This is a genomic window from Nocardioides nitrophenolicus, from assembly GCF_016907515.1.
GTDB classification, from domain to species: domain Bacteria; phylum Actinomycetota; class Actinomycetes; order Propionibacteriales; family Nocardioidaceae; genus Nocardioides; species Nocardioides nitrophenolicus.
The window spans coordinates 466,156-488,143 of the sequence record NZ_JAFBBY010000001.1; the positions used below are offsets into that span (position 1 = coordinate 466,156).

The following is a 21,988-nucleotide window of genomic DNA, read 5'->3' on the forward strand; positions in this document are numbered from 1 at the left end:
ACCTTCTACGCGACCTTCTCCGCGGCGCGGATCCGCGCCTCGGCGTGACGCACGCGCTGCTCGGCCTCGTTGCTCGAGTCGAGCAGCCGCTTGGCCTCCTCGAGGTCGATGCGCGCCTGGGACACCTCGATGTCCTCGGCGAGCTCGACCCGCTCGGCCAGGATCGACACGCGGTCGTTGGCGACCGAGAGGAAGCCACCGTCGACGGCGACGACCACGAGCTGGTTGGAGTTCGCGACCTGGATCTCGACCACGGAGGCCGAGAGCAGCGACAGCGTGGGCGCGTGACCGCGCAGCACGCCGATGTCTCCGTCGAGCGTGCGCGCGATGATCATCGCCGCCTCACCGGACCACACGGTCCGGTCGGCAGCGACGAGCTCGACGTGCAGGTGCTCGACCGTGGTGTCAGCCATGATCAGAGGCTCTTCTGGATCTCGGCCCAGTTGCGCTCGACGTCGTCGAGACCACCGCACATGAAGAAGGCCTGCTCGGCGACGTGGTCGTACTCACCGTCGGCGATCTTGTTGAACGCCTCGATGGTCTCGGCCACGGGAACCGTCGAGCCCTCGATGCCGGTGAACTGCTTGGCGACGTAGGTGTTCTGCGACAGGAACCGCTGGATGCGACGGGCGCGGGAGACGATGATCTTGTCTTCCTCGGAGAGCTCGTCGACACCGAGGATCGCGATGATGTCCTGGAGCTCCTTGTTGCGCTGCAGGATCTGCTTGATCCGGATCGCGCAGTCGTAGTGCGCCTGCCCGATGTACTGCGGGTCGAGGATCCGCGAGGTCGAGGTCAGCGGGTCGACCGCCGGGTAGATGCCGAGCGACGCGATCTCACGGGAGAGCTCGGTCGTGGCGTCGAGGTGCGCGAAGGTCGCCGCCGGGGCCGGGTCGGTGTAGTCGTCCGCGGGGACGTAGATCGCCTGCATCGAGGTGATCGAGCGACCGCGGGTCGAGGTGATCCGCTCCTGCAGGGTGCCCATCTCGTCGGCCAGGTTGGGCTGGTAGCCCACCGCGGACGGCATCCGGCCGAGCAGGGTCGAGACCTCGGAGCCCGCCTGGGTGAACCGGAAGATGTTGTCGATGAACAGCAGCACGTCCTGGCCCTGGACGTCGCGGAAGTACTCCGCCATCGTCAGCGCGGACAGGGCGACGCGGAGGCGCGTGCCCGGCGGCTCGTCCATCTGGCCGAAGACCAGGGCGACCTTGTCGAAGACGCCGGCCTCCTGCATCTCGACGATCAGGTCGTTGCCCTCACGGGTGCGCTCGCCGACACCGGCGAACACCGACACACCACCGTGGTTCTTGGCGACGCGCGCGATCATCTCCTGGATGAGCACGGTCTTGCCGACGCCGGCGCCACCGAACAGGCCGATCTTTCCACCGGTGACATACGGCGCGAGCAGGTCGATGACCTTGATGCCGGTCTCGAACATCTGGGTCTTCGACTCCAGCTGGTCGAAGGCCGGCGCCTTGCGGTGGATGCCCCAACGCTCGGTGACCTCGACGGTCTCGCCCTCGGCGAGGTTGAGGAAGTCGCCGGTGGCGTTGAACACCTTGCCGAGGGTGACGTCGCCGACGGGGACCGAGATCGGGCTGCCCGTGTCGGACACGGTCTGGCCGCGGACCAGGCCGTCGGTCGGCTTCAGGGAGATGGCGCGGACCATGCCGTCGCCGATGTGCTGGGCCACCTCGAGCGGCAGGACCGAGGTCTCGCCGTCGAGGGTGATCTCGGCCTCGAGCTTGTTGTAGATGTCGGGCATCGCGTCGGTCGGGAACTCGATGTCCACGACCGGGCCGATGACCCGAGCGATCCGACCCACCGAGGCCGCACCGCTGGCGGTGGTCTCTTCAACCGTTGCAGTCATGTCTTACTCCGTTGATGTTTTCTCTGGTGGGTCAGTCGTTCGCAGCCTGGGCGTCGGCGAGCGCGTTCACGCCACCCACGATCTCACTGATCTCCTGGGTGATGCCCGCCTGGCGTGCCTGGTTGGCGATCCGGGTGAGCTTCTTGATCAGCTCCTCGGCGTTGTCGGTCGCCGACTTCATCGCCTTCTGACGGGCGGCGAGCTCGGAGGCCGCGGCCTGCAGGAGGGCGTAGAAGATCCGGCTCTGGACGTACTGCGGCAGCAGCCCGTCCAGCACCTCGGCCGCCGACGGCTCGAACTCGTAGAGCGGCAGCAGCTCGTCGGCCTCGGGGGCCTCCTCGCCCTCGACGACCTCGAGCGGCAGCAGCCGGATCGCGGTCGGCTCCTGGGTGAGCATGGAGCGGAACCGGGTGTAGACGACGTGGACCTCATCGACGTCACCCTCCTCGCCCTGCTCCTTCAAGAACGCCTCGATCAGGGCGGCCCCGATCTCGGCCGCCTTGTCGTACGTCGGCTGGTCGGAGAACCCGGTCCAGGCCTGGACGTACGGACGCCCGCGGAACTTGAAGTACGCCTCGGCCTTGCGGCCGGCGAGGTAGAAGTCGAGCTCCTTGCCCTCGGCCCGCAGCCGCTCGGCGAGCCGCTCGGTCTCCTTGATGACACTCGAGGAGTAGGCACCCGCCAGACCGCGGTCGCTGGTGATGACCAGGACGGCGGCCCGCTTGGGGTTCTCCTCCTCCCGGGTCAGCGGGTGGTCGACGTTGGAGAACGTCGCCACCGCCGACACGGCACGGGTCAGCTCCCGGGCGTACGGCGCTGCCGCCTGCGCCCGCTGCTGCGCCTTGATGATCCGGGACGCAGCGATGAGCTCCATGGCGCGCGTGATCTTCTTCATCGACTCCGTCGACTTGATCCGCGCGCGGTACTCACGCAGCGATACGGCCATGCGTCAGCCCCGCTTCTGCTTGACGATCTGCTCCTGCTCGAGCTCGTCGTCGGCGAGCGCCTCGGCCTCGGGCTCGTGCCCGACCTTGATGCTGCCGCCGTCGGAGGTCTCGAACTGGCTCAGGAAGGAGTCGTAGGCGGCGGCCAGGCCGTCCTCGTCCTCGAACTTCTGGGTCTCGCGGATGGCGGCGAGGATGCCGTCGTGCGAGCGGTGCAGGTAGTCGAGGAACTCGCGCTCGAAGCGGAGCACGTCACCGGTGTCGACCGCGTCGAGGCGACCGGAGGTGCCGAGCCACAGCGAGACGGTCATGTCGGCCAGCGGGTAGGGCGAGTAGGCCGGCTGCTTGAGCAGCGCCATCAGCCGCTGGCCGCGGGCCAGCTGCTGCTTCGACGCGGCGTCGAGGTCGGAGGCGAACATCGCGAAGGCCTCCATCGCGCGGTACTGCGCGAGGTCGACCTTGAGCGAGCCGGTGACGGCCTTCATCGCCTTGGTCATCGCCGCGCCACCGACGCGGGAGACCGAGATGCCGACGTCGATCGCGGGACGCTGGTTGGCCGCGAACAGGTCCGACTGCAGGAAGATCTGGCCGTCGGTGATCGAGATGACGTTGGTCGGGATGAACGCCGAGACGTCGTTGGCCTTGGTCTCGATGATCGGCAGACCGGTCATCGAGCCGGCGCCGAGCTCGTCGGACAGCTTCGCGCAGCGCTCCAGCAGGCGGGAGTGCAGGTAGAAGACGTCGCCCGGGTACGCCTCGCGGCCCGGCGGGCGGCGCAGCAGCAGCGACACGGCGCGGTAGGCCTCGGCCTGCTTGGTCAGGTCGTCGAACACGATGAGGACGTGCTTGCCGGCGTACATCCAGTGCTGGCCGATGGCCGAGCCGGTGTAGGGGGCGAGGTACTTGAAGCCCGCGCTGTCGGACGCCGGAGCCGCCACGATGGTGGTGTACTCCAGCGCGCCGGCCTCCTCGAGGGCACCACGCACGGAGGCGATGGTCGAGCCCTTCTGGCCGATGGCGACGTAGATGCAGCGGACCTGCTTGGTCGGGTCGCCCGACTCCCAGTTCTGCTTCTGGTTGATGATCGTGTCGATCGCGACCGTGGTCTTGCCGGTGGCGCGGTCGCCGATGATCAGCTGGCGCTGGCCGCGGCCGATCGGGGTCATCGAGTCGATGGCCTTGATGCCGGTGGCGAGCGGCTCGTGGACCGACTTGCGGGCCATCACGCCGGGGGCCTGCAGCTCGAGGGCGCGGCGACCCTCGGTGGCGATCTCGCCGAGGCCGTCGATCGGCTTGCCGAGCGGGTCGACCACGCGGCCGAGGTAGCCCTCGCCCACGGGGACGGAGAGGATCTCACCGGTGCGGCGGACCGTCTGGCCCTCCTCGATCTTGTCGAAGTCACCGAGGATGACGACACCGATCTCGCGGTCCTCGAGGTTCAGCGCGAGGCCGAGCGTGCCGTCCTCGAACTCGAGGAGCTCGTTGGCCATGGCCGACGGGAGGCCCGACACGCGGGCGATGCCGTCCGCGGCGGAGGCGACGGTGCCGACCTCTTCCTTGCTCGCGGCCGCGGGCTGGAAGTCAGCGACGTACTTGGCGAGGGCGTCGCGGATCTCGTCCGGACGGATGGAGAGTTCCGTCATCTCAGGTGCCTTCTCTCTTGTCTACAGCTGTGAAGTCGTGGGTGGTACGGCGATCGGCCGGGTCAGCCGGCGATCTTGCGGCGGGCGTCGTCGAGGCGGGACAGCACGGTCCCGTCGATGACGTCGTCACCGATCTCGACCTTCATGCCGCCGAGCACGCCGGGGTCGACGACGATGTTGAGGTGCACCGGGCGGCCGTACTGGCGCGTCAGTGCGGAGGCGAGGCGCTGCTGGTCGGCCTCGGTGAGCGGGCGCGCGACGTGGACCGTGGCCACGCCCTCGCCCTGCACCTGGGCTGCGGTGCGCTCGTAGTCCTCGAGCGCGGAGACGACGGTCCGGTAGGAGCCGGACAGGGCCTGCTTGACCAGCTGGACGGTGGTCGGGAGCACCTTGCCGGCGAGCAGGGTGTCGACCAGCGTGCCCTTGTCGGCCGCGGAGCGGACCGGGTCGGACAGCGCGTCGCGCAGGCCGTGGTTGGCGTTGACCAGCTGGCGGACGGCGAACAGCTCGTCGACCAGGGTGCCGGCCTGCAGGCCGACGGACCGGACGGCGGCGACGACGCCGAGCTGCTCGAGGGCGTCGGCCAGGTCGCGCGGACGGGTCCAGCGCCGGCCGGCCGCGTCGCGCAGCAGGCCGACCGTGGCCGCGTCGACCTTGCCGGTGAACAGGTCGCCGACCAGGCCCGAGCGGGCCTCGGCCGGAACCGACTGGTCGGTCACGACCCGGCGCAGCGCCGGCTCGTCCCGAACGGTGCGGGCCGCGGAGAACAGGTCGCCGGCCACCGCCGAGGCCGACGCCTCGGCCACCCCACCGACCTGGTCGGTGAGGGCGGCCATGGCGTCTGCGGAGGCGCCGCGGAAGGACACCATCAGGCGTCCTTGCCCGCGTCGGAGGCGTCGGCCGTCTCCAGCTCGGCGAGGAACCGCTCGACGACTCGCGCCTGGCGGGCGTCGTCGTCGAGCGACTCGCCCACGATGCGGCCGGCGAGACCGGTGGCGAGGGTGCCGACCTCGGCACGGAGCGAGGTGACCGCCTGCTGGCGCTCGGCCTCGATCTGCGCCTTGCCGTGCTCGAGGATGCGGTTGGACTCGGCCTGGGCCTGCTCCCGCATCTCGGCCACGATCGCAGCACCCTGCTCGCGCGCCTCCTCGCGGATGCGCGCGGCCTCGTGACGGGCGTCGGCCAGCTGCTGCTCGAGCTCGGCCAGCTTGGCGTCCGCCTCGGCCTGCTTGGTCGCAGCCGCGGCGATGCCGCCCTCGATCGCCGCGGAGCGCTCGGCGAACGTCTTCTCGAAGTTCGGGACGACGAACTTCTTGATGGCGAAGAACAGGATCGCGAACACCACGAGGGCGAGCACGACCTCGATCCACTCGGGGACGAGCGGGTTGTGCTCCTCGCCCTCAGCGGCGGCGATGACCAAAAGTGACTTCATGGACCTGACCTAGATCTCGAGCTGACAGGAGGCGGCCGGTTCGGCTCAGGTGTTGCTGGCCTTGAGGACGAACGCCAGGGCGATGCCGATGATGGCGAGGGCCTCGGCGAGCGCGAAGCCGAGGATCGCGATCGACTGGAGGCGGCTCTGCGCCTCGGGCTGGCGGGCAACGCCGTTGATGTACGCGGCGAAGATGAGACCGATGCCGATACCCGGGCCGATGGCAGCCAGGCCGTAACCGATCATGTTGAGAGAGCCACCCATGGCTACTTTCCTTTCGGGTTGTTTTCTCTTGGTGAGAACTGTGGGGTTGTGGTCGGGGCGGAGCGTCAGTGCTCGTCGGCGAGCGCGCCCTGGATGTACATGGCGTTCAGCAGGACGAACACGTAGGCCTGCAGGAACTGGACCAGGATCTCCAGGAAGCTCACGAGGATCGCGAGCACCCAGGCCAGCGGGCCGGCGACGTAGCCGATCCCCCCGACGTGCTCGATGAGGTAGAGGCCACCCGTCGCGAACAGCGCGAGCAGGATGTGGCCCGCGAACATGTTGCAGAACAGACGCAGCGCGAGCGTGACCGGGCGGACCAGGATGTTGGAGAAGAACTCCAGCGGGACCAGCAGCGGGTACATCACCGGGCTCACGCCCGAGGGGACGCTCTGCAGCTTGAGGTAGCCGAGGAAGCCGTGCCGCGCGATGCCGACGCCGTTGTAGACGACCCAGGACAGACCCGCCAGCGCGTAGGCCATGCCGGCGCGGCTGAAGGTCGGGAACTGGATGAACGGGATGGTCGCGAAGATGTTGTTGACCAGGATGAAGAAGAAGACCGTGACGAGATAGGGCACGAACTTCTGGAAGTCGTGGCTGCCGATGATGTCGCGGGCCACGCTGTTGCGGACGAAGCCGTAGGCGCCCTCGCCGGCGAACTGCAGCTTGCCGGGGACCAGCGCGCGCTTGCGGGCGGCGAGGTAGAAGAACCCGAACACCAGGATCGCCGCGAGGAACAGCTGGACCATCGGCTTGGTGACCTCGGTGCCGGCGATGCCGGGCAGGTCGAACAGGCTGGGCCCCGGGGCGGTGTACCCCTCTCCACCCTCGGCGGCGATGGTGGCACTGGCTGCGATGGTCACCAGGTCTCCTCTACGGTCACTGCTCGTCGGAACTGTCGGGCTTCGGGCTGTCGGGTGGAGCTGGTGATGCTGGTGGCGCAGGTGGCATCGTGCGGAACCGCCTGGCCGTCATGAAGATCCCCAGCGCGGCACCCGCGAGAATGCCCACCGCCACGAGGAACGTGGTGCCCAGCCAGCGGTCTGCGAGCCAGCCGAGAAAGCCGTAGAAGGCGACCCCGGCCACGACGTAGCCGAACGCATGCCACGGATCGCCCTGGGGCTTCTCCTCGGGCTGACTCATTGCGACCCGGACAATAGCAGCAGCTCAGGGTCACCGCGCACCGCCCTCGACCGGGGCGCCGGGACGCGGCTCGAAGGCCGGTATCCGCGCCGTCGTGGCCAGCACGATCTGCACCGTCATCCACACGAAGGCGCCGAGGATGATGGCCACGCCGACCCAGGTGCTGTCGAGCTCGTCGTCGAGCAGGCCCGACTCGTTGAGCGCCACGAAGACGAGCGCCATGGCCACCACCTGGAAGGTGTAGGTCACCATCGCGAACAGCAGCGACGCGGTCGGCATCAGCCGCGAGACGAGCTCGACGGCGAAGGAGCCGAAGGCGAAGACGCCGACGGCGATCACTCCCCCGACGGCGGCGCCGAGCGCGGCCGCCGAGCCGGCGACCAGGGCCGCGACCGCGACGAGGAGCACCGCGGCGACGGCGGCCACCAGGGCTGCACGCGTCACCACGCGGTGGGTCCGGGTCTCGGTCGTCAGCATCGGCGGCCGTTCTGCTCGGGTGCGTCCTGGGCGGTCCCGGAGACTGCTCTCCGGGAGTTCGTGAAAGTTATCACAAAGTCCCGGAGGGCTCCGAATCGGGGGTGCGGTCCGCGGGTGCCGCGGCCCCGTCACCGGCGGCCTCCGCCGGGTCGTGCACGTGCGGCAGCGCGAACGTGAGCACCAGGGTCACCACCAGGGCCACGCCGAGGCCGGCCCACACCACCGGGCCGGTGAACACGCTGGCCAGCACCACGCCGAAGGCGATCAGCCCGGCCCACAGCCACATGATGATCACCGCGCGGCGGTGGGAGTGCCCGATCTCGAGCAGCCGGTGGTGGAGGTGCTGCTTGTCGGGGGCGAACGGCGAGCGCCCGGCCCGCGTGCGTCGTACGACGGCCAGCACCAGGTCGCCCAGCGGCACGATCAGGATCAGGATCGGGAGCGCGAACGGCAGCAGCACCGGCAGCAGGCTGGACCGGGTGCCGTCGGCGCCCTGGGCCAGGTCGCCGGGCGCGAACTGGGTGGTGATCGTGATCGCGGTGGCCGAGAGGACCAGCCCGATCAGCATCGAGCCGCTGTCGCCCATGAACAGCCGGGCCGGGTGGAAGTTGTGCACCAGGAAGCCCACGCAGGCGCCCGCCAGGGCCGCCGAGAGCAGTGCTCCGGTCGTGGCCCGGCTGACGTCGTTGAGCACCGAGAGCGCGTAGCAGAACAGGAAGAACGCCGACGCGCTGATCCCGATCACGCCGGCGGCCAGCCCGTCGAGCCCGTCGATGAAGTTGACGGCGTTCACCGTCGCCAGCACCACGAAGGCGGTCAGCAGCGCCCCCTGCGCCAGGTCGAGGGAGAAGACCTCGCCGGTGGCCTGGTAGAAGTACTTGAACTGGATGCCGGCGTACACCAGCACTCCCACCGCCAGCACCTGGCCACCGAACTTGGTGAGCGCGTCGAGGTCGAAGATGTCGTCGACCACGCCGACCGCGCAGACCAGGGTCCCGGCCACCAGCACCGACAGCGCGTCGTCGGAGAACGGGTTGCGGGTGCTCAGGAAGGGCAGCTGCTGGGCGACGAGGTAGGCCGCCCACAGCCCACCCAGCATCGCCAGCCCCCCGAGATAGGGGATCGGCTCGGCGTGGACGTCGCGGTCGCGCACCTTCGCGACCGCGCCCGTGCGCAGCGCGATCTCCCGGGCGACGACCGTCAGCAGGTAGGTGACGATCGCGGCGACGAGGAAGACGACGAGGTACTCACGCATCGGCGGGTGCGGCCCCCTGACCCTCGGGCTCCTCGGGCTCGTCGGGCGCGTCGTCGGGCTCGACCTGGACGGTGACGCCGAGGTCGGCGAGCGCGGCGTCGAGGTCGGCGACCGGGATCGCGCCCAGCCGCAGCAGCCGGGGCCGCTCGCCGGTGGCGTCGACGATGGTCGACGGCACGCCGCCCGGCGAGGCGCCCGCGTCGACGACGACCGCCACCGACTCCCCCAGCATCTCCAGCGCCGCGTCCGCGTCGAGCGCGGCGGGGCTGCCGGACAGGTTGGCCGAGCTCACCGCGAGCGGGCCGGTGCGGTCCAGCAGCTCGCGGGCCACGGCGTGGTCGGGCATCCGGATCGCGACCGTGCCGCGGGTCTCCCCCAGGTCCCACTGCAGTGAGGGCTGCTGGTGGCACACGATGGTCAGCGCGCCCGGCCAGAACCGCTCGACCAGCGGGGTGACGTACGCCGGCACCCGGGTCGCGAGCGCCTCGAGGGTGCCCTTGGTGCCGACCAGCACGGGCGGCGGCATCTCGCGGCCGCGGCCCTTGGCGGCCAGCAGCCGGGTGACCGCCTCGGGGTCGAAGGCGTCGGCGCCGACGCCGTAGACGGTGTCGGTGGGGAGCACGACCAGGCGGCCCAGCCGGACGGCACGGCTCGCCGCGTCCAGCGCCGCCTCGCGCTCCTCGTCGGTCTCGGTCGGGAACCGCTCGGCACTCACGCGCTCCATCCTTCCACTGCCTCGCGCTCATGGCGCGGGCGGCGTGCCGTGGTGAACCGCGGCCGGCCGGCGAGGTCGCGGTGGTCGCGGACCTCCTCCCAGCGCCCGCCGCGGCTGAACACCGCCGGCGCGGACTCCCCCTGGGCGTCGGCGTGCTCGACGCCGACCACCCCGCCCGGCCTCAGCAGCACCAGGCCACGGGCGGCGATCACCCGGATCGCGTCCAGCCCGTCGGCCCCGGAAAACAGGGCCAGGTGCGGATCGTGGTCGCGGGCCTCCACAGCCACCGACTCCCATGCCTCCAGCGGGACGTACGGCGGGTTGCTCACCAGCACGTCGACCTGCCCGGCGAGGTCGTCGAAGGCGGTGGCGAGGTCGCCGAGGCGCAGCTCGACGCCCGTGCCGGCGAGGTTGCGCTCCGCCCAGGCGTGGGCGGGCGGGTCGAGCTCGACGGCGTGCACCCGCGCCTGCGGCACCTCGTCGGCGATGCTCTTCGCGATCACCCCGGAGCCGGTGCACAGGTCGACGACCAGCGGTCGCGCTCCGGTGGCCGCGAGGGCGGCGGCGTGCTCGATCGCCCAGCCGGCGAGCAGCTCGGTCTCGGGACGCGGCACGAAGACGCCCGGGCCGACCGCCACCTCGACGTGGCGGAACCAGGCCGCGCCGAGGAGGTGCTGCAGCGGCTCCCGGGCGGCCCGGCGGGCCAGCAGGTCGTCGTACCGCTGGGCCTGGTCGGCGCTCACCGGCGGGTCGAGCAGGAGGGCGCCGCGCGTCGTACCGAGGACGTGGGCCAGGAGCTCGGCGGCGTCGTGCTCGGGGCTCGCGACCCCGGCCTCGCCGAGCCGCTGCGCCGCGACCCGGACGAGCTGCTTCGCCGGCATCTCAGTCCTCGAGCGCGGCGAGCCGGGCGGCCAGGTCCGCCTCGACGCAGGAGTCGAGGACCGGCTGGAGGTCGCCGTCGAGGACCTGGTCGAGGTTGTAGGCCTTGTAGCCGGTGCGGTGGTCGGAGATCCGGTTCTCCGGGAAGTTGTAGGTGCGGATCCGCTCGGAGCGGTCGACGGTGCGGACCTGGCTGCGGCGCGCGTCGCTGGCCTCGGCGTCGGCGGCCTCCTGGGCGGCCTGGAGCAGCCGGGCCCGCAGGATGCGCATCGCCTGCTCCTTGTTCTGCAGCTGCGACTTCTCGTTCTGGCAGCTGACCACGATCCCGGTCGGCAGATGGGTGATCCGCACCGCCGAGTCGGTCGTGTTGACGCTCTGGCCGCCCGGCCCCGAGGAGCGGAAGACGTCGATGCGCAGGTCGTTGTCGTTGATCTCCACGTCGACCTGCTCGGCCTCCGGCATCACCAGCACCCCGGCCGCACTGGTGTGGATCCGGCCCTGCGACTCGGTGACGGGCACCCGCTGCACGCGGTGCACGCCGCCCTCGTACTTGAGCAGGGCGTACGGCGTCTGCCCCGGCTCGGCGCTGCCCGGGCTCTTCACCGCGACCGTCACCGACTTGTAGCCGCCGAGGTCGGACTCGGTGGCGTCGAGGATCTCGCTCTTCCAGCCGCGGCGCTCCGCATAGCGCGAGTACATGCGGAGCAGGTCGCCGGCGAACAGCGCGCTCTCTTCGCCGCCCTCCCCCGACTTCACCTCGAGCAGCACGTCCTTGTCGTCGGCCGGGTCGCGCGGCACGAGCAGCCGGCGCAGCCGCTCGGCCGCGTCCTCGCGCTGGGCCAGGAGGGACTCGACCTCCTCGGCGAAGGCCGGGTCGTCGGCCGCCAGCTCCCGCGCCGCCTCGGCGTCCTCGCCGTGGCGCTGCCACTCGCGCCAGGTCGCGATCACCGCGTTCAGCTCGGCGTAGCGGCGGTTGAGGGTGCGGGCCAGGCGGGCGTCGGCGTGGGTCTCGGGAAGCGCCAGCTTCGACTCGAGGTCGGCGTGCTCGGTGAGCATGCCCTCGACGGCTTCGAACACCTGGACTCCTCGGGTGGTGGTGCGGCTGCAGGAATCGCCGGTCGACCGGCGATTCCGACGCTTGTCGGGCGTTGCAACGGCCGACAAGTGCCAGAAATGCCCGTCAAGTGGCCGGGACAAAGCGAAACGCCGGCCATCCGCACGGGGCGGACGGCCGGCGCTCGGAGCCGGCTACTTCTTGCCGACGTTGGCGTAGCGGGCCTCGAAGCGGGCGACGCGGCCGCCGGTGTCGAGGATCTTCTGCTTGCCGGTGTAGAACGGGTGGCACTGCGAGCAGACGTCGGCGTGGATCGAGCCGGACGTGGCGGTGCTGCGGGTGGTGAACGAGGCGCCACAGGTGCAGGTCACCTGGGTCACGACGTACTCGGGGTGGATGTCCTTCTTCATGGTGTCCTCTCACGGGGGTCCGGGTCGCACCACGGGTTGTGGAGCGTGAACCGGAGCCAACAGACGATTCTACGGCTCGCGCGTACGCCACCCAAATGCCGGGTGCCGTACGCGCGAGCCGGCTCAGTCGCGCTGGACCTTGAGCAGGAACTCGTAGTTGGTGCGCGAGTTCCGCAGCCGCTGCAGCAGTGCGGCGTGTGCCTCGGCCCGGTCGCCCTCGGCGAGCTCGCGGCGCAGCTTCCAGATGATCTCGAGCTCCTCCTTGCCGAGCAGCAGCTCCTCGCGGCGGGTGCCGGAGGCGACGACGTCGATCGCCGGGAACTGGCGCTTCTCGGCGAAGTCGCTGCGCAGCCGCAGCTCGAGGTTCTCGGTGCCGCGCAGCTCCTCGAAGATCACCTCGTCCACGCGGGAGCCGGAGTCGACGACGGCGGTGGCGAGGATGGTCAGCGAGCCGCCGTTCTCGATGTTGCGGGCGGCGCCGAAGAAGCGCTTGGGCGGGAACAGCGCCGAGGAGTCGACGCCGCCGGACAGGATCCGGCCGCTGGCGGGCGCCGCCAGGTTGTAGGCCCGGCCCAGGCGGGTCAGCCCGTCGAGCAGGATCACCACGTCGTGGCCCAGCTCGACCAGGCGCTTGGCGCGCTCGACGGCCAGCTCGGCCACGGTGGTGTGGTCGGCGGCGGGCCGGTCGAAGGTGCTCGCGATGACCTCGCCCTTGATCGAGCGCTCGAAGTCGGTGACCTCCTCGGGGCGCTCGTCGACGAGGACGACCATCAGGTGGCACTCGGGGTTGTTGGCCGTGATCGCGTTCGCGATCGACTGCAGCAGCGTGGTCTTGCCGGCGCGGGCCGGCGAGACGATCAGGCCGCGCTGGCCCTTGCCGACCGGCGCGGCCATGTCGATCAGCCGACCGGTCAGGTCGTCGGGCCCGGTCTCGAGCCGCAGCCGCTCGGTCGGCGAGACCGGGGTGAGCTGGGTGTACTCGACCCGGTTCTTGGCCTGCTCCGGGTCCACGCCGTTGACCGACTCGATGCGGACCATCGGGTTGAACTTCTCGCGGCGCTCGCCGTCGCGCGGCTGGCGGACCTGGCCGGCGATCGCGTCGCCGCGGCGCAGACCGTACTTGCGCACCATCGACAGCGACAGGTAGACGTCGTCGGGCCCGGCGAGGTAGCCGCCCGTGCGGACGAACGCATAGTTGTCGAGTACGTCGAGGATGCCCGCCGCGGGCACCAGCACGTCGTCCTCGCGCACCTCGGTGTCGGGCTCGCGCCCCGCGCGGTTGGTGCGGTCGCGGTCGCGGCCCCGGCGGCGCCGGTTGCGGCGGCTGCCACCCTCGCCGTCGCCGTCGTCGTCGGCGTCGTCGTGGTCAGCGGCGGCCGCGGCCGGCCGGGCCTGGTCCTGCTGCTGCTTGCTCTGCTGGTCCTGCTTCTGCTGCTGGTCCTGCTTCGGCTGGCCGCCCTGCTGCTTCTGCTGCTGGTTCTGGCCACCCTGCTTCTGCTGACGCTGGCCGCCCTGCTTCTGCTGGGCCTTGGGCTCGTCGGCCTTGGGCTTCTCGGGCTGTTCCGCGCGCTCCGAGCGCTCGGTCCGCTCGGTCCGCTCCGGCTTCTCGGCCTTGTCGGCCTTCTCGGCCCGGGGCGCCTCCGCCTTCGGGGCGTCGGTCTTGGGCGCCTCCGCCTTCGGCGCCGCCTCCGCCTTCGGCGCCGCCTCCGCCTTCGGGGCCGCCTCCGCCTTCGGGGCCGCCTGCGGCTGCTCGGCGGGCGCGCTGCGCTGGGTCGCCGCACCGGCCTGGGCGGCCTTGATCGCGTCGACGAGGGCGGCCTTCTTCATCGAGCCGGCGCCGCGGATGCCCATGCCGGAGGCCATCGCCTTGAGGTCGGCGAGGAGCATGGCGTTGAGTCCACCCGAGCGCTTCTTGGGGGCCGCGGCAGCGGCGGGCGCGGTGGATTCGGGAGTTTCGGTCACGTGAGTCCTTCCCACGTATCTCGTGGGTTCCGCGATCGCACGACGGCGGAACACGCACTGGTCTGGTTCTGCGAAGGTCCGTCCGGCCGGCGGCCGGTGCGAGCCTGAAAGAGGGGCGGACCGAGCCCGCCGGGGCGCCGAGAACTGCGGCGCTGCGTCAATCTACCACCACGCTGGCGAGGATCACCGCGTCGCGGGCAGGTCCGGCGCGGCGCCGACACCGGCCACCGCGAGCGCGTGCGCGCCCCAGCACTCGGGGCAGCGGGCGAGCAGCTCCTCGGTGGCGAGGGAGCCGGGGCCGTCGGTGAACGCCAGCACCGTCGGTCCCGCGCCGGAGATCACGGCGGGCACCCCGTCGGCACGCAGCGCCTCGACCAGCGCGAGGCTCTCGGGCATGGCGGGCCGGCGGTACTCCTGGTGCAGCCGGTCCTCGGTCGCCCGCAGCAGCTCCTCGGGATGCCCGGAGAGCGCCGCGACCAGCAGCGCGGCCCGGCCGGCGTTGGCCGCCGCGTCGCCGTGGGGTACCTCGGCCGGCAGCAGCCCACGCGCGGCCTCCGTCTCGACGGGCGTGGTGGGGACGAAGACGACCGCGCCCACCCGCGGGTCGACGCTGCCGGGGACGGCCCAGAAGGTGCCGTCGGCGTCCTGCCCGGAGATCACGAAGCCGCCGAGCAGCGCCGGGGCGACATTGTCGGGGTGGCCCTCGAGCCGGGCGGCGAGGTCGAGCAGCGCCGCGTCGTCGAGCAGCAGCCGCCCGCCCGCGACCAGCTCCCGGGCCAGCCACACCCCGGCCACGATCGCGGCCGAGGAGGAGCCGAGGCCACGGGCATGCGGGATCACGTTCGTGCAGGACAGCCGGAGTCCGCTCGGCTGCTTGCCGAGACGGTCGAAGGTCACCCGCATCGCCCGGACCACCAGGTGCCGCTCGTCGAGCGGGACCTGCCCCTCGCCGTACCCCCGGACCTCGACGACCAGGCCCTCGGGCAGCACCTCGGCCTCGAGCCGGTCGTGCAGGTCGAGGGCCAGGCCGAGGGTGTCGAAGCCGGGGCCGAGGTTGGCGGACGTCGCGGGCACCCGGACCCGGACCGGGCCCTCCACGAAGGTCATCGATTCACAGGCCCGCGGCCGCGGCGGCGGCGTCGACGTCGGCGTCGACCACCACGTCGGGCAGGACCAGGCCGTCGAGGGCCGTCGCGATGTCCTTGAGACCGTGGCCGGTGACCGTGATCGCGACGGTGGCGCCGGCGTAGGACTCCCCGGCGTCGAGCTCCGCGAGCAGGCCGGCGACTCCGGCGGCCGACGCGGGCTCGACGAAGACGCCGTCATTGGCCGCGAGCGCCTTCTGCGCCGCGAGGATCTGGCCGTCGGAGACGGCGGCGAACCGGCCGCCGGACTCGTCGCGGGCCGCCTCGGCGAGCTTCCACGAGGCGGGGTTGCCGATCCGGATCGCGGTCGCGCGGGTCTCGGGGTCGGGGAAGGGCTCGCCGGTGACCAGCGGCGCCGCGCCTTCGGCCTGGAAGCCGCGCATGACGGGCTTCTTCGAGGCCCGGCCGAGGCCGGCGTACTGGGTGTAGCCGAGCCAGTACGCCGAGATGTTGCCGGCGTTGCCGACCGGCAGCAAATGGAAGTCGGGGGCGTCGCCGAGGAAGTCGACGATCTCGAAGGCGGCGGTCTTCTGGCCCTCGAGGCGGTGCGGGTTGACCGAGTTGACCAGGGCGACGGGGTACTTCCACGCCATCTCCCGCGCCATCCGCAGACAGTCGTCGAAGTTGCCGCGGACCTGGATCACCTGGGATCCGTGGAGCACGGCCTGCGCCATCTTGCCGGCCGCGATCTTGCCCTCGGGGACGAGCACGATCGGCGTGACGCCGGCCTTCGCGGCGTACGCCGCCATCGAGGCCGAGGTGTTGCCGGTCGAGGCGCACACGACCGCCTCGGCACCCTCGTGGACGGCGACCGAGAGTGCGGTGGTCATGCCGCGGTCCTTGAACGAGCCGGTCGGGTTGTTGCCCTCGACCTTGAGCCACACCTGGGCGCCGGTGAGGCCGGAGAGCCACTCGGAGTGGACCAGGGGCGTGCCGCCCTCACGCAGGGTGACGGCGGGAGTGCCGGCCGGGATGTCGAGGAGCTCGCGGTACTCCTCGATGACGCCGCGCCACTGTCCGTTGGCCTGACCGTTGGGGGTGTTGCTCATGCTCACTCTTCGGTTCCCTCGACGCGCATCACCGAGGTGACCTCACGCACGATGTCCATGTCCCGCAGGTGGTCGACGGTGGCGGCCAGCGCCGCGTCCGTGGCCTCGTGCGAGACGACGACGAGCTGGGCGTCGTCGCCCCGGCCCTCCTGACGAACGGTCTGGATGGAGACGCCGTGCTCGGCGAAGGCCTGCGCCACCGCGGCGAGCACGCCCGCCCGGTCGTCGACGTCGATGGCGACGTGGTAGCGGGTGCGGGTCTCCCCCATCGGCAGCACGGCCCGGTCGGCGTACGCCGACTCGCCGACGCCGCGGGTGCCCTGGCGGTGGTTGCGGGCGACGGTGACCAGGTCACCGAGGACGGCGCTGGCGGTCGGGGCGCCCCCCGCGCCGGGTCCGTAGAACATCAGCTGGCCGGCGGCCTCGGACTCGACGAACACCGCGTTGTAGGCCTCGCGGACGCTGGCCAGCGGATGCGACCTGGGGATCATCGCGGGGTGGACGCGGACGCTGACCGCCTCCTCGCCCTGCTCGTCGCTGCGCAGCTCGGCGATCGCGAGCAGCTTGACGACGCTGTCCATGTCGCGCGCCGAGCGGACGTCGCCGGCGCTGACCTCGGTGATCCCCTCGCGGTGCACGTCGTTGGCCGTCACGCGGGAGTGGAACGCCAGGCTGGCCAGGATGGCGGCCTTCGCGGCGGCGTCGAAGCCCTCGACGTCGGCGGTGGGGTCGGCCTCGGCGTACCCGAGCGCCTGGGCCTCCTCCAGCGCGTCGCCGAAGCCCGCGCCGGAGGTGTCCATCTTGTCGAGGATGAAGTTGGTGGTGCCGTTGACGATGCCGAGCACCCGGGTCACCTTGTCACCGGCCAGCGACTCGCGCAGCGGGCGCAGGATCGGGATGGCTCCGGCGACGGCCGCCTCGTAGTAGAGGTCGCGGCCGGCCTTCTCGGCGGCCTCGAAGAGCGTCGCGCCGTCCTCGGCGAGCAGCGCCTTGTTGGCCGTGACGACCGAGGCGCCGTGCTCGAGCGCGGACAGGATGAGGGACCGGGCGGGCTCGATGCCGCCGATCACCTCGATCACCACGTCGACGTCGTCGCGGGCGACCAGGCCCTCGGCGTCGGTCGTGAGCAGCCCGGCCGGCACCTCGACCTCGCGCGGGCTGTCGAGACGTCGTACGGCGACGCCGACCAGCTCCACGGGGGCCCCGACCCGGGCCGCAAGGTCGTCGGCCTGCTCGCCGAGCAGTCGCACCACCTGCGACCCCACGGAACCGCAGCCGAGCACGGCAACCTTGAGAGGACTGTTCACCCGCTGATCGTATCGGCGGCGGCGGAGTGTCCCGTCAGCGACGGCAGAACGCGGACACCTTGCGGCCGTCCGGCCCCGGGTCGGGCTCGTGGTCAGGGCTCGGCCAGGGCTCGGTCAGGGCTCGGTCAGGGCTCGATCACGGCAGGGTGACGACCACCTTCCCCGTCACCCGCCCGGTCTCCAGCCGCTCCTGGGCGGCGACGACGTCGTCGAGCGGGAAGGCCGCCTCGACCAGCACGGTCAGCCGGCCGGCGTCCGCCAGGGTGGCGACCTCGGCGAGGGCGGCCCCGTCGGCGGCGACCATGATCCGCTCCAGGCCGGTCGCGCCCACGGCCCGCAGCTCCTCGGCGGCGCCGTCGGGGAAGCCGGTGATCGTGACGACCGCGGTGCCCTCCCGGACCGCGCCCAACGGGGGAACACCGTCGTCGACGGTCGAGAGCACGACGTCGACGGGCTCGATCGCCGCGAGCGCCTCCGCGTCGCGGTAGTCGACCAGCTCGTCGGCGCCGAGGCCGGCGAGCACGGCGTGCTTGCCCGGGCTCGCCGTCGCGACCACATGGGCGCCGCGGGACTTCGCGACCTGGATCGCGAGATGGCCGACCCCGCCGGCGCCGCCGAGCACGAGCACCCGCCGGCCGGTCGCGTCGCCGACCAGGCCGGCCGCCGCGAAGGCGTGCCAGGCCGTGAGCACGGCGAGCGGAGCGGCGCCCCGCTGCTCGACCTTCCACGAGGTCGGCGCCTTCGCGAGGTCGGCCGCGGGCACGGCGACCAGCTCGGCGAGGGTGTGCGCCGCCCGCGGGAAGCGGGCCAGGCCGAACACGGCGTCGCCCACCTCCAGCGAGGTCACCGCCGACCCGGTGGCGACCACCTCGCCGGCCACGTCCCAGCCGGGCCGGAGCGCGTACTCGATCGGCCCGAAGTCGGTCCCCGCCGCTCGGATCTTGACGTCGACCGGGTTCAGCCCGACGGCCGCTACCCGGACCAGCACCTCGTCGTCGGCGGGCACCGGCTCGGCCAGCTCGACCAGCTCGATGACCTCGGCGGCCGCACCGGCCCCGGTGTAGCGCACTGCGCGCATCGCTCCTCCTTCAGGTTCGTCCAGGCTCGTCCGCCTGGGGTGCCCCCAGCCTTCCGGCCGGCGAGGTCACTCACCAGTGGCCAGATGGACGATATATGTCATGATCTGGCCATGCCCTCGCCTCGCCCCCACCGCATCGGCGTGGTCGCCCTGCCCGGCGTCTACGCCTACGAGCTCGGCGTCGCCTCGCGCTTCTTCGGCGCCGCCGAGGTCGACGGCCGGCCCGCCTACGAGGTGGTGACCTGCAGCCTGGACGGACGGCCGGTGCCGACCTCCGCCGACTTCTCGGTCGCGGTCCGCGCCGATCGCTCGGTGCTCGCCGAGGTCGACACGATCGTCGTCCCCCCGTGGGACACCGCCCCCGACGGCGGCGACCCGATCGGTCTCGCCGACCACACCGCACAGCGGGTGGTGTCGTACTGCACCGGCGCCTTCACCGTCGCCTCCTCCGGCCGGCTCGACGGCCGGGCGGCGACCACCCACTGGCGCATGGCGGAGCACTTCCGGGTCGCCTTCCCCCGGATCGACTTCCGGCCGGACGCGCTCTTCGTCGACGAGGACGACGTCCTGACCGCGGCCGGTGCGTCGGCCGCCGTCGACCTCACCCTGCACATCATCGCCAAGGACCTCGGGGCCGCCGTCGCCGCCGACGTCTCCCGGGCGACCCTCGCTCCCCCACACCGCGGGGGCGGTCAGTCGCAGTTCGTCGCGCGGCCGGTCGTCGCCGAGGGTCCGGGGACCACCGCCGACGTGCGCGCCTGGCTCCTGGACCGCCTCGACCGCCCGGTCAGCCTCGACGAGGTCGCCGCGGCGTTCGGCGTCAGCGTGCGGACCCTGACCCGCAGGTTCCGCGACGAGACCGGCCTGACCCTCGGGAACTGGCTGGTGCAGGCGCGCGTCGAGCGCGCCAAGGAGCTGCTGGAGACCAGCGACGCCGTCGTCGACCTGGTCGCGGAGCGCGCCGGCTTCGCCACCGCCGCGGCGCTGCGCAAGCACTTCCGGGACCGGGTCGGGCTGTCTCCGCAGCAGTACCGCGCCCGGTTCTCGCTGCGGGCGTCGGTCTAGCGCAGCCGGGTGGCCGGCACCAGCGCCAGCGCGGCCAGCACGGCCGCGGCGAGGACCAGCCCGGTGGCGGCGGGAACCGGCGCCGACACCGCGAACCCGGCGAAGACCACGCCGCCGAGGGCCAGCCCGGCACTGTTGGCGAGGTAGTCGTTGAGCTGCAGCGCCGAGGAGGTGCGTCCCTCCTCGCCGTCCCGCGCGGTCGCGAGGGCGAGCACCGACAGCGTCGAGAAGGCCATGCCGATGCCGAGCCCGGCGGCGGCCCACCCGAGCACCGGTACGACGAGCGGCACGCCCGGCGCGGCGACCAGCGCGAAGCCACCGACCCCGCCGGCCAGGAGCGCCGCGCCGAGCCGGACCCGGGTGGGCTGGTCCGCGAGGACCGACCACCGGGCGGCGAGCACCGCGCCGCCGGACCAGGTGACGGCCCCGACGGTGAGCACCCAGCCGGCCTCGGCGAGCGAGAGGTCGCGCCGCAGGGTGAGCAGGAGCGGGACGTAGACCTCGGCCGCGGCGAAGGCGGTGCCGATCGCGGCCCGCGAGCCGAGGACGGCCGGCAGCCCGGGGCCCATCCGCCAGGCGCCCGCGGGCAGCAGGCGCCGGGCCCCGCCGACGATCGCGGCGAGCCCGGCCACCACCAGGAGCGGCCAGGCGGGCAGGGTGCGCTGGCCGGCCAGGCTGACCAGCAGCACGCCGCCCGCGGCCAGCAGCGCCCACGCCAGCCGGCCCGGCTCGGACCGGTCCACGCCGGGGCGCGAGGGGGCGTCGGCGACCAGTAGCCAGGCGGCGACCGCGACGAGCGGCACGCCGAGGAACACCCAGCGCCAGCCGACCGCGGCCGCGATCTGGGCAGCCAGCAGCGGACCGACCAGCGCCGGCAGCACCCACGCGGTCGTGAGCACCGCGAACACCCGCGGCCGCAGCCGCTCCGGGTAGGCCTGCGCGATCACGACGTAGAGAGCCACCCCGAGCACGCCGCCGCCGTAGCCGTGGACCAGGCGGCCGAGCAGGAAGACCGGCATCGACGGCGCCAGGCCGGCGATCACGACGCCGGCGCAGAAGACGACCAGCCCGCGCCGGAGCGCCGGGGCGGGGCCGCGGCGGTCGACCTCCGCGCCGGCCGCCGCCAGCGCGACGACCGAGGCGGCGAGCGGGGCGGCGAAGGCGACGGCGTACCAGCGCAGCCCGTCGAGGTCGTCGGCCACGTCGGGCATCACCGTCGCGACCGCGAGCGCCTCGAAGGCGAACAGGAAGGCGAGGGAGAACACGCCGACGGTGGTGCGGGCGTGCCGGCCCCGCCACGGCGAGGTCGTCGTGGCGTCGTCGAGAGCGGTCACGTCGCCGGCCGCTCGACCAGGAGGACCACCTTGCCCGTGGTGGCGCCCGCCTCGAGCGCTCGATGGGCCGCGGCCGCCTCGGCGAGCGGGAACGCACTGCCGACGTGCGGCACCCGGGAGCCGTCGGCCGCCGCGGCCAGGGCCGCGCGCTCGAACTCCGCGAGCCGGCTCATGATCGGCGGCCCGAGCACGTCGACGACGGGGCGGGCCGGGTCGTCGTAGGTGTTCTGGACGCCGGACGCCCAGCCGTAGCGGACCAGCCGGCCGCCCGGCGCGAGCCGTTCGTAGAGCGCCTGCCCGACCTCGCCACCCACGCCGTCGAGGACCACCGTGAGTGGGCCGGGGACGGCCTCCGCCCAGCCCGGCGTACGACGGTCGAGCGCCGGGTCGGCGCCGTGGCGGGCTGCGACGGCGACCTTGTCGGGGCCGCCGGCGACGCCGACCGCCCGCGCGCCGACGTTGCGGGCGCCCTGGAGCAGCAGCGTCCCGAGGCCGCCGGCCGCGGAGGTCACGGCGACCAGGTCGTCGGTGGCGATCCGGGCCAGGTCGAGGATCGCGGCGGCGGTGCGGCCGGTGCCGATGACGGCGACGGCGGTGGCGGCGTCGAGGTGGTCCGGCAGCGGGTACGCCCGGGCCGCGTCGACGACCGCCTGGTCGGCGTACCCGCCGCCGGCGAGGCCGAGGTGGGCGACCACGCGTCGGCCCAGCCAGCTCCGGTCCACCCCGGCGCCGACCCCGTCGACGGTCCCCGCGACCTCCCGGCCGGGCACGACGGGCAGCTCGGGCGCCTGGCCGAGCCCGAAGGACTCCCCCGCCCGGATCGAGGTGTCGAGCAGGTGGACGCCCGCGGCCTCGACGGCGATCCGGAGCTGGCCGGGGGCGGGGTCGAGGTCGGGCAGCTGCTCGAGGCGGAGGAGGTCGGCGGGCCCGAAGGCGTGGTGGCGGATCGCGTGCATGACGTC

At 72.6% G+C, this 21,988-nt stretch carries 23 protein-coding genes; 1 reads left to right on the forward strand and 22 read right to left on the reverse strand.

Going from position 1 to position 21,988, the window contains the following annotated elements; all coding sequences use genetic code 11:
• Positions 1 to 5: 5 nt before the first annotated feature.
• The 20 genes from JOD66_RS02240 to JOD66_RS02335 all read right to left on the reverse strand — a co-directional run bounded on the left by JOD66_RS02240 (position 6) and on the right by JOD66_RS02335 (position 18,627).
• A complete protein-coding gene (locus JOD66_RS02240) occupies positions 6 to 413 on the reverse strand; it encodes a F0F1 ATP synthase subunit epsilon (protein WP_204835317.1) in 408 nt (135 codons plus the stop codon).
• Positions 414 to 415: 2 nt separating this feature from the next.
• On the reverse strand, positions 416 to 1,870 hold the full coding sequence (gene atpD / locus JOD66_RS02245; RefSeq protein WP_204835318.1) for a F0F1 ATP synthase subunit beta: 1,455 nt from the start codon (positions 1,868 to 1,870) through the stop codon (positions 416 to 418).
• 31 nt (positions 1,871 to 1,901) lie between these two features.
• Positions 1,902 to 2,816, reverse strand: coding sequence for a F0F1 ATP synthase subunit gamma (locus tag JOD66_RS02250; RefSeq protein ID WP_204835319.1), 915 nt, complete (start codon positions 2,814 to 2,816; stop codon positions 1,902 to 1,904).
• A gap of 3 nt (positions 2,817 to 2,819) precedes the next feature.
• Positions 2,820 to 4,457: a F0F1 ATP synthase subunit alpha gene (gene atpA / locus JOD66_RS02255; protein WP_204835320.1), complete on the reverse strand. Its 1,638-nt coding sequence runs from the start codon at positions 4,455 to 4,457 to the stop codon at positions 2,820 to 2,822.
• Between the two features lie 62 nt (positions 4,458 to 4,519).
• Positions 4,520 to 5,326 carry a F0F1 ATP synthase subunit delta gene (locus tag JOD66_RS02260; RefSeq protein ID WP_204835321.1) on the reverse strand — a complete coding sequence of 269 codons (807 nt, stop codon included), beginning with the start codon at positions 5,324 to 5,326 and terminating at the stop codon, positions 4,520 to 4,522.
• Complete coding sequence (locus tag JOD66_RS02265; protein ID WP_204835322.1) at positions 5,326 to 5,889, reverse strand: F0F1 ATP synthase subunit B; 564 nt, start codon at positions 5,887 to 5,889, stop codon at positions 5,326 to 5,328. The genes JOD66_RS02260 and JOD66_RS02265 overlap by 1 nt, the downstream gene beginning before the upstream one ends.
• Before the next feature lie 45 nt (positions 5,890 to 5,934).
• Positions 5,935 to 6,153 carry an ATP synthase F0 subunit C gene (gene atpE, locus JOD66_RS02270; RefSeq protein WP_036542107.1) on the reverse strand — a complete coding sequence of 73 codons (219 nt, stop codon included), beginning with the start codon at positions 6,151 to 6,153 and terminating at the stop codon, positions 5,935 to 5,937.
• A gap of 65 nt (positions 6,154 to 6,218) precedes the next feature.
• Entirely contained in the window at positions 6,219 to 7,016 is a 798-nt protein-coding gene (gene atpB / locus JOD66_RS02275; RefSeq protein ID WP_204835323.1) for a F0F1 ATP synthase subunit A, read from the reverse strand.
• Positions 7,017 to 7,032: 16 nt separating this feature from the next.
• Complete coding sequence (locus JOD66_RS02280; RefSeq protein WP_204835324.1) at positions 7,033 to 7,296, reverse strand: AtpZ/AtpI family protein; 264 nt, start codon at positions 7,294 to 7,296, stop codon at positions 7,033 to 7,035.
• 30 nt (positions 7,297 to 7,326) lie between these two features.
• Complete coding sequence (locus tag JOD66_RS02285) at positions 7,327 to 7,773, reverse strand: hypothetical protein (protein WP_204835325.1); 447 nt, start codon at positions 7,771 to 7,773, stop codon at positions 7,327 to 7,329.
• Positions 7,774 to 7,843: 70 nt separating this feature from the next.
• Positions 7,844 to 9,028, reverse strand: a complete 1,185-nt coding sequence (locus JOD66_RS02290) for a glycosyltransferase family 4 protein (protein WP_204835326.1) — start codon at positions 9,026 to 9,028, stop codon at positions 7,844 to 7,846.
• Positions 9,021 to 9,743, reverse strand: a complete 723-nt coding sequence (locus JOD66_RS02295; RefSeq protein WP_307823249.1) for an L-threonylcarbamoyladenylate synthase — start codon at positions 9,741 to 9,743, stop codon at positions 9,021 to 9,023. The genes JOD66_RS02290 and JOD66_RS02295 overlap by 8 nt, the downstream gene beginning before the upstream one ends.
• Positions 9,740 to 10,624 carry a peptide chain release factor N(5)-glutamine methyltransferase gene (gene prmC, locus JOD66_RS02300; RefSeq protein WP_204835328.1) on the reverse strand — a complete coding sequence of 295 codons (885 nt, stop codon included), beginning with the start codon at positions 10,622 to 10,624 and terminating at the stop codon, positions 9,740 to 9,742. The genes JOD66_RS02295 and prmC overlap by 4 nt, the downstream gene beginning before the upstream one ends.
• Before the next feature lies 1 nt (position 10,625).
• The gene (prfA, locus tag JOD66_RS02305; RefSeq protein WP_204835329.1) at positions 10,626 to 11,699 is read right to left on the reverse strand and encodes a peptide chain release factor 1; all 1,074 of its coding nucleotides are present in this window, start codon (positions 11,697 to 11,699) and stop codon (positions 10,626 to 10,628) included.
• Between the two features lie 171 nt (positions 11,700 to 11,870).
• Positions 11,871 to 12,086, reverse strand: a complete 216-nt coding sequence (rpmE, locus tag JOD66_RS02310) for a 50S ribosomal protein L31 (RefSeq protein ID WP_203046779.1) — start codon at positions 12,084 to 12,086, stop codon at positions 11,871 to 11,873.
• 123 nt (positions 12,087 to 12,209) lie between these two features.
• Positions 12,210 to 13,973: a transcription termination factor Rho gene (rho, locus tag JOD66_RS02315; protein WP_239545729.1), complete on the reverse strand. Its 1,764-nt coding sequence runs from the start codon at positions 13,971 to 13,973 to the stop codon at positions 12,210 to 12,212.
• Between the two features lie 258 nt (positions 13,974 to 14,231).
• Positions 14,232 to 15,155: a homoserine kinase gene (gene thrB / locus JOD66_RS02320; RefSeq protein WP_204835331.1), complete on the reverse strand. Its 924-nt coding sequence runs from the start codon at positions 15,153 to 15,155 to the stop codon at positions 14,232 to 14,234.
• A gap of 4 nt (positions 15,156 to 15,159) precedes the next feature.
• Positions 15,160 to 16,242, reverse strand: coding sequence for a threonine synthase (thrC, locus tag JOD66_RS02325; protein ID WP_204835332.1), 1,083 nt, complete (start codon positions 16,240 to 16,242; stop codon positions 15,160 to 15,162).
• Between the two features lie 2 nt (positions 16,243 to 16,244).
• Positions 16,245 to 17,549, reverse strand: coding sequence for a homoserine dehydrogenase (locus tag JOD66_RS02330; RefSeq protein WP_204835333.1), 1,305 nt, complete (start codon positions 17,547 to 17,549; stop codon positions 16,245 to 16,247).
• Positions 17,550 to 17,685: 136 nt separating this feature from the next.
• Positions 17,686 to 18,627, reverse strand: coding sequence for an NADP-dependent oxidoreductase (locus tag JOD66_RS02335; RefSeq protein WP_204835334.1), 942 nt, complete (start codon positions 18,625 to 18,627; stop codon positions 17,686 to 17,688).
• A 111-nt stretch (positions 18,628 to 18,738) separates the two neighbouring features.
• Between JOD66_RS02335 and JOD66_RS02340 the strand changes: the two genes are divergently transcribed.
• A complete protein-coding gene (locus JOD66_RS02340; protein ID WP_204835335.1) occupies positions 18,739 to 19,692 on the forward strand; it encodes a GlxA family transcriptional regulator in 954 nt (317 codons plus the stop codon).
• On the opposite strand, the gene JOD66_RS02345 is transcribed toward JOD66_RS02340, so the two are convergent.
• Together JOD66_RS02345 and JOD66_RS02350 are read right to left on the reverse strand one after the other, a co-directional pair.
• Positions 19,689 to 21,026: an MFS transporter gene (locus JOD66_RS02345; protein ID WP_204835336.1), complete on the reverse strand. Its 1,338-nt coding sequence runs from the start codon at positions 21,024 to 21,026 to the stop codon at positions 19,689 to 19,691. The two genes, JOD66_RS02340 and JOD66_RS02345, sit on opposite strands and share 4 nt — an antisense overlap.
• Positions 21,023 to 21,982: a zinc-binding dehydrogenase gene (locus tag JOD66_RS02350; RefSeq protein ID WP_204835337.1), complete on the reverse strand. Its 960-nt coding sequence runs from the start codon at positions 21,980 to 21,982 to the stop codon at positions 21,023 to 21,025. The genes JOD66_RS02345 and JOD66_RS02350 overlap by 4 nt, the downstream gene beginning before the upstream one ends.
• Positions 21,983 to 21,988: the final 6 nt, after the last annotated feature.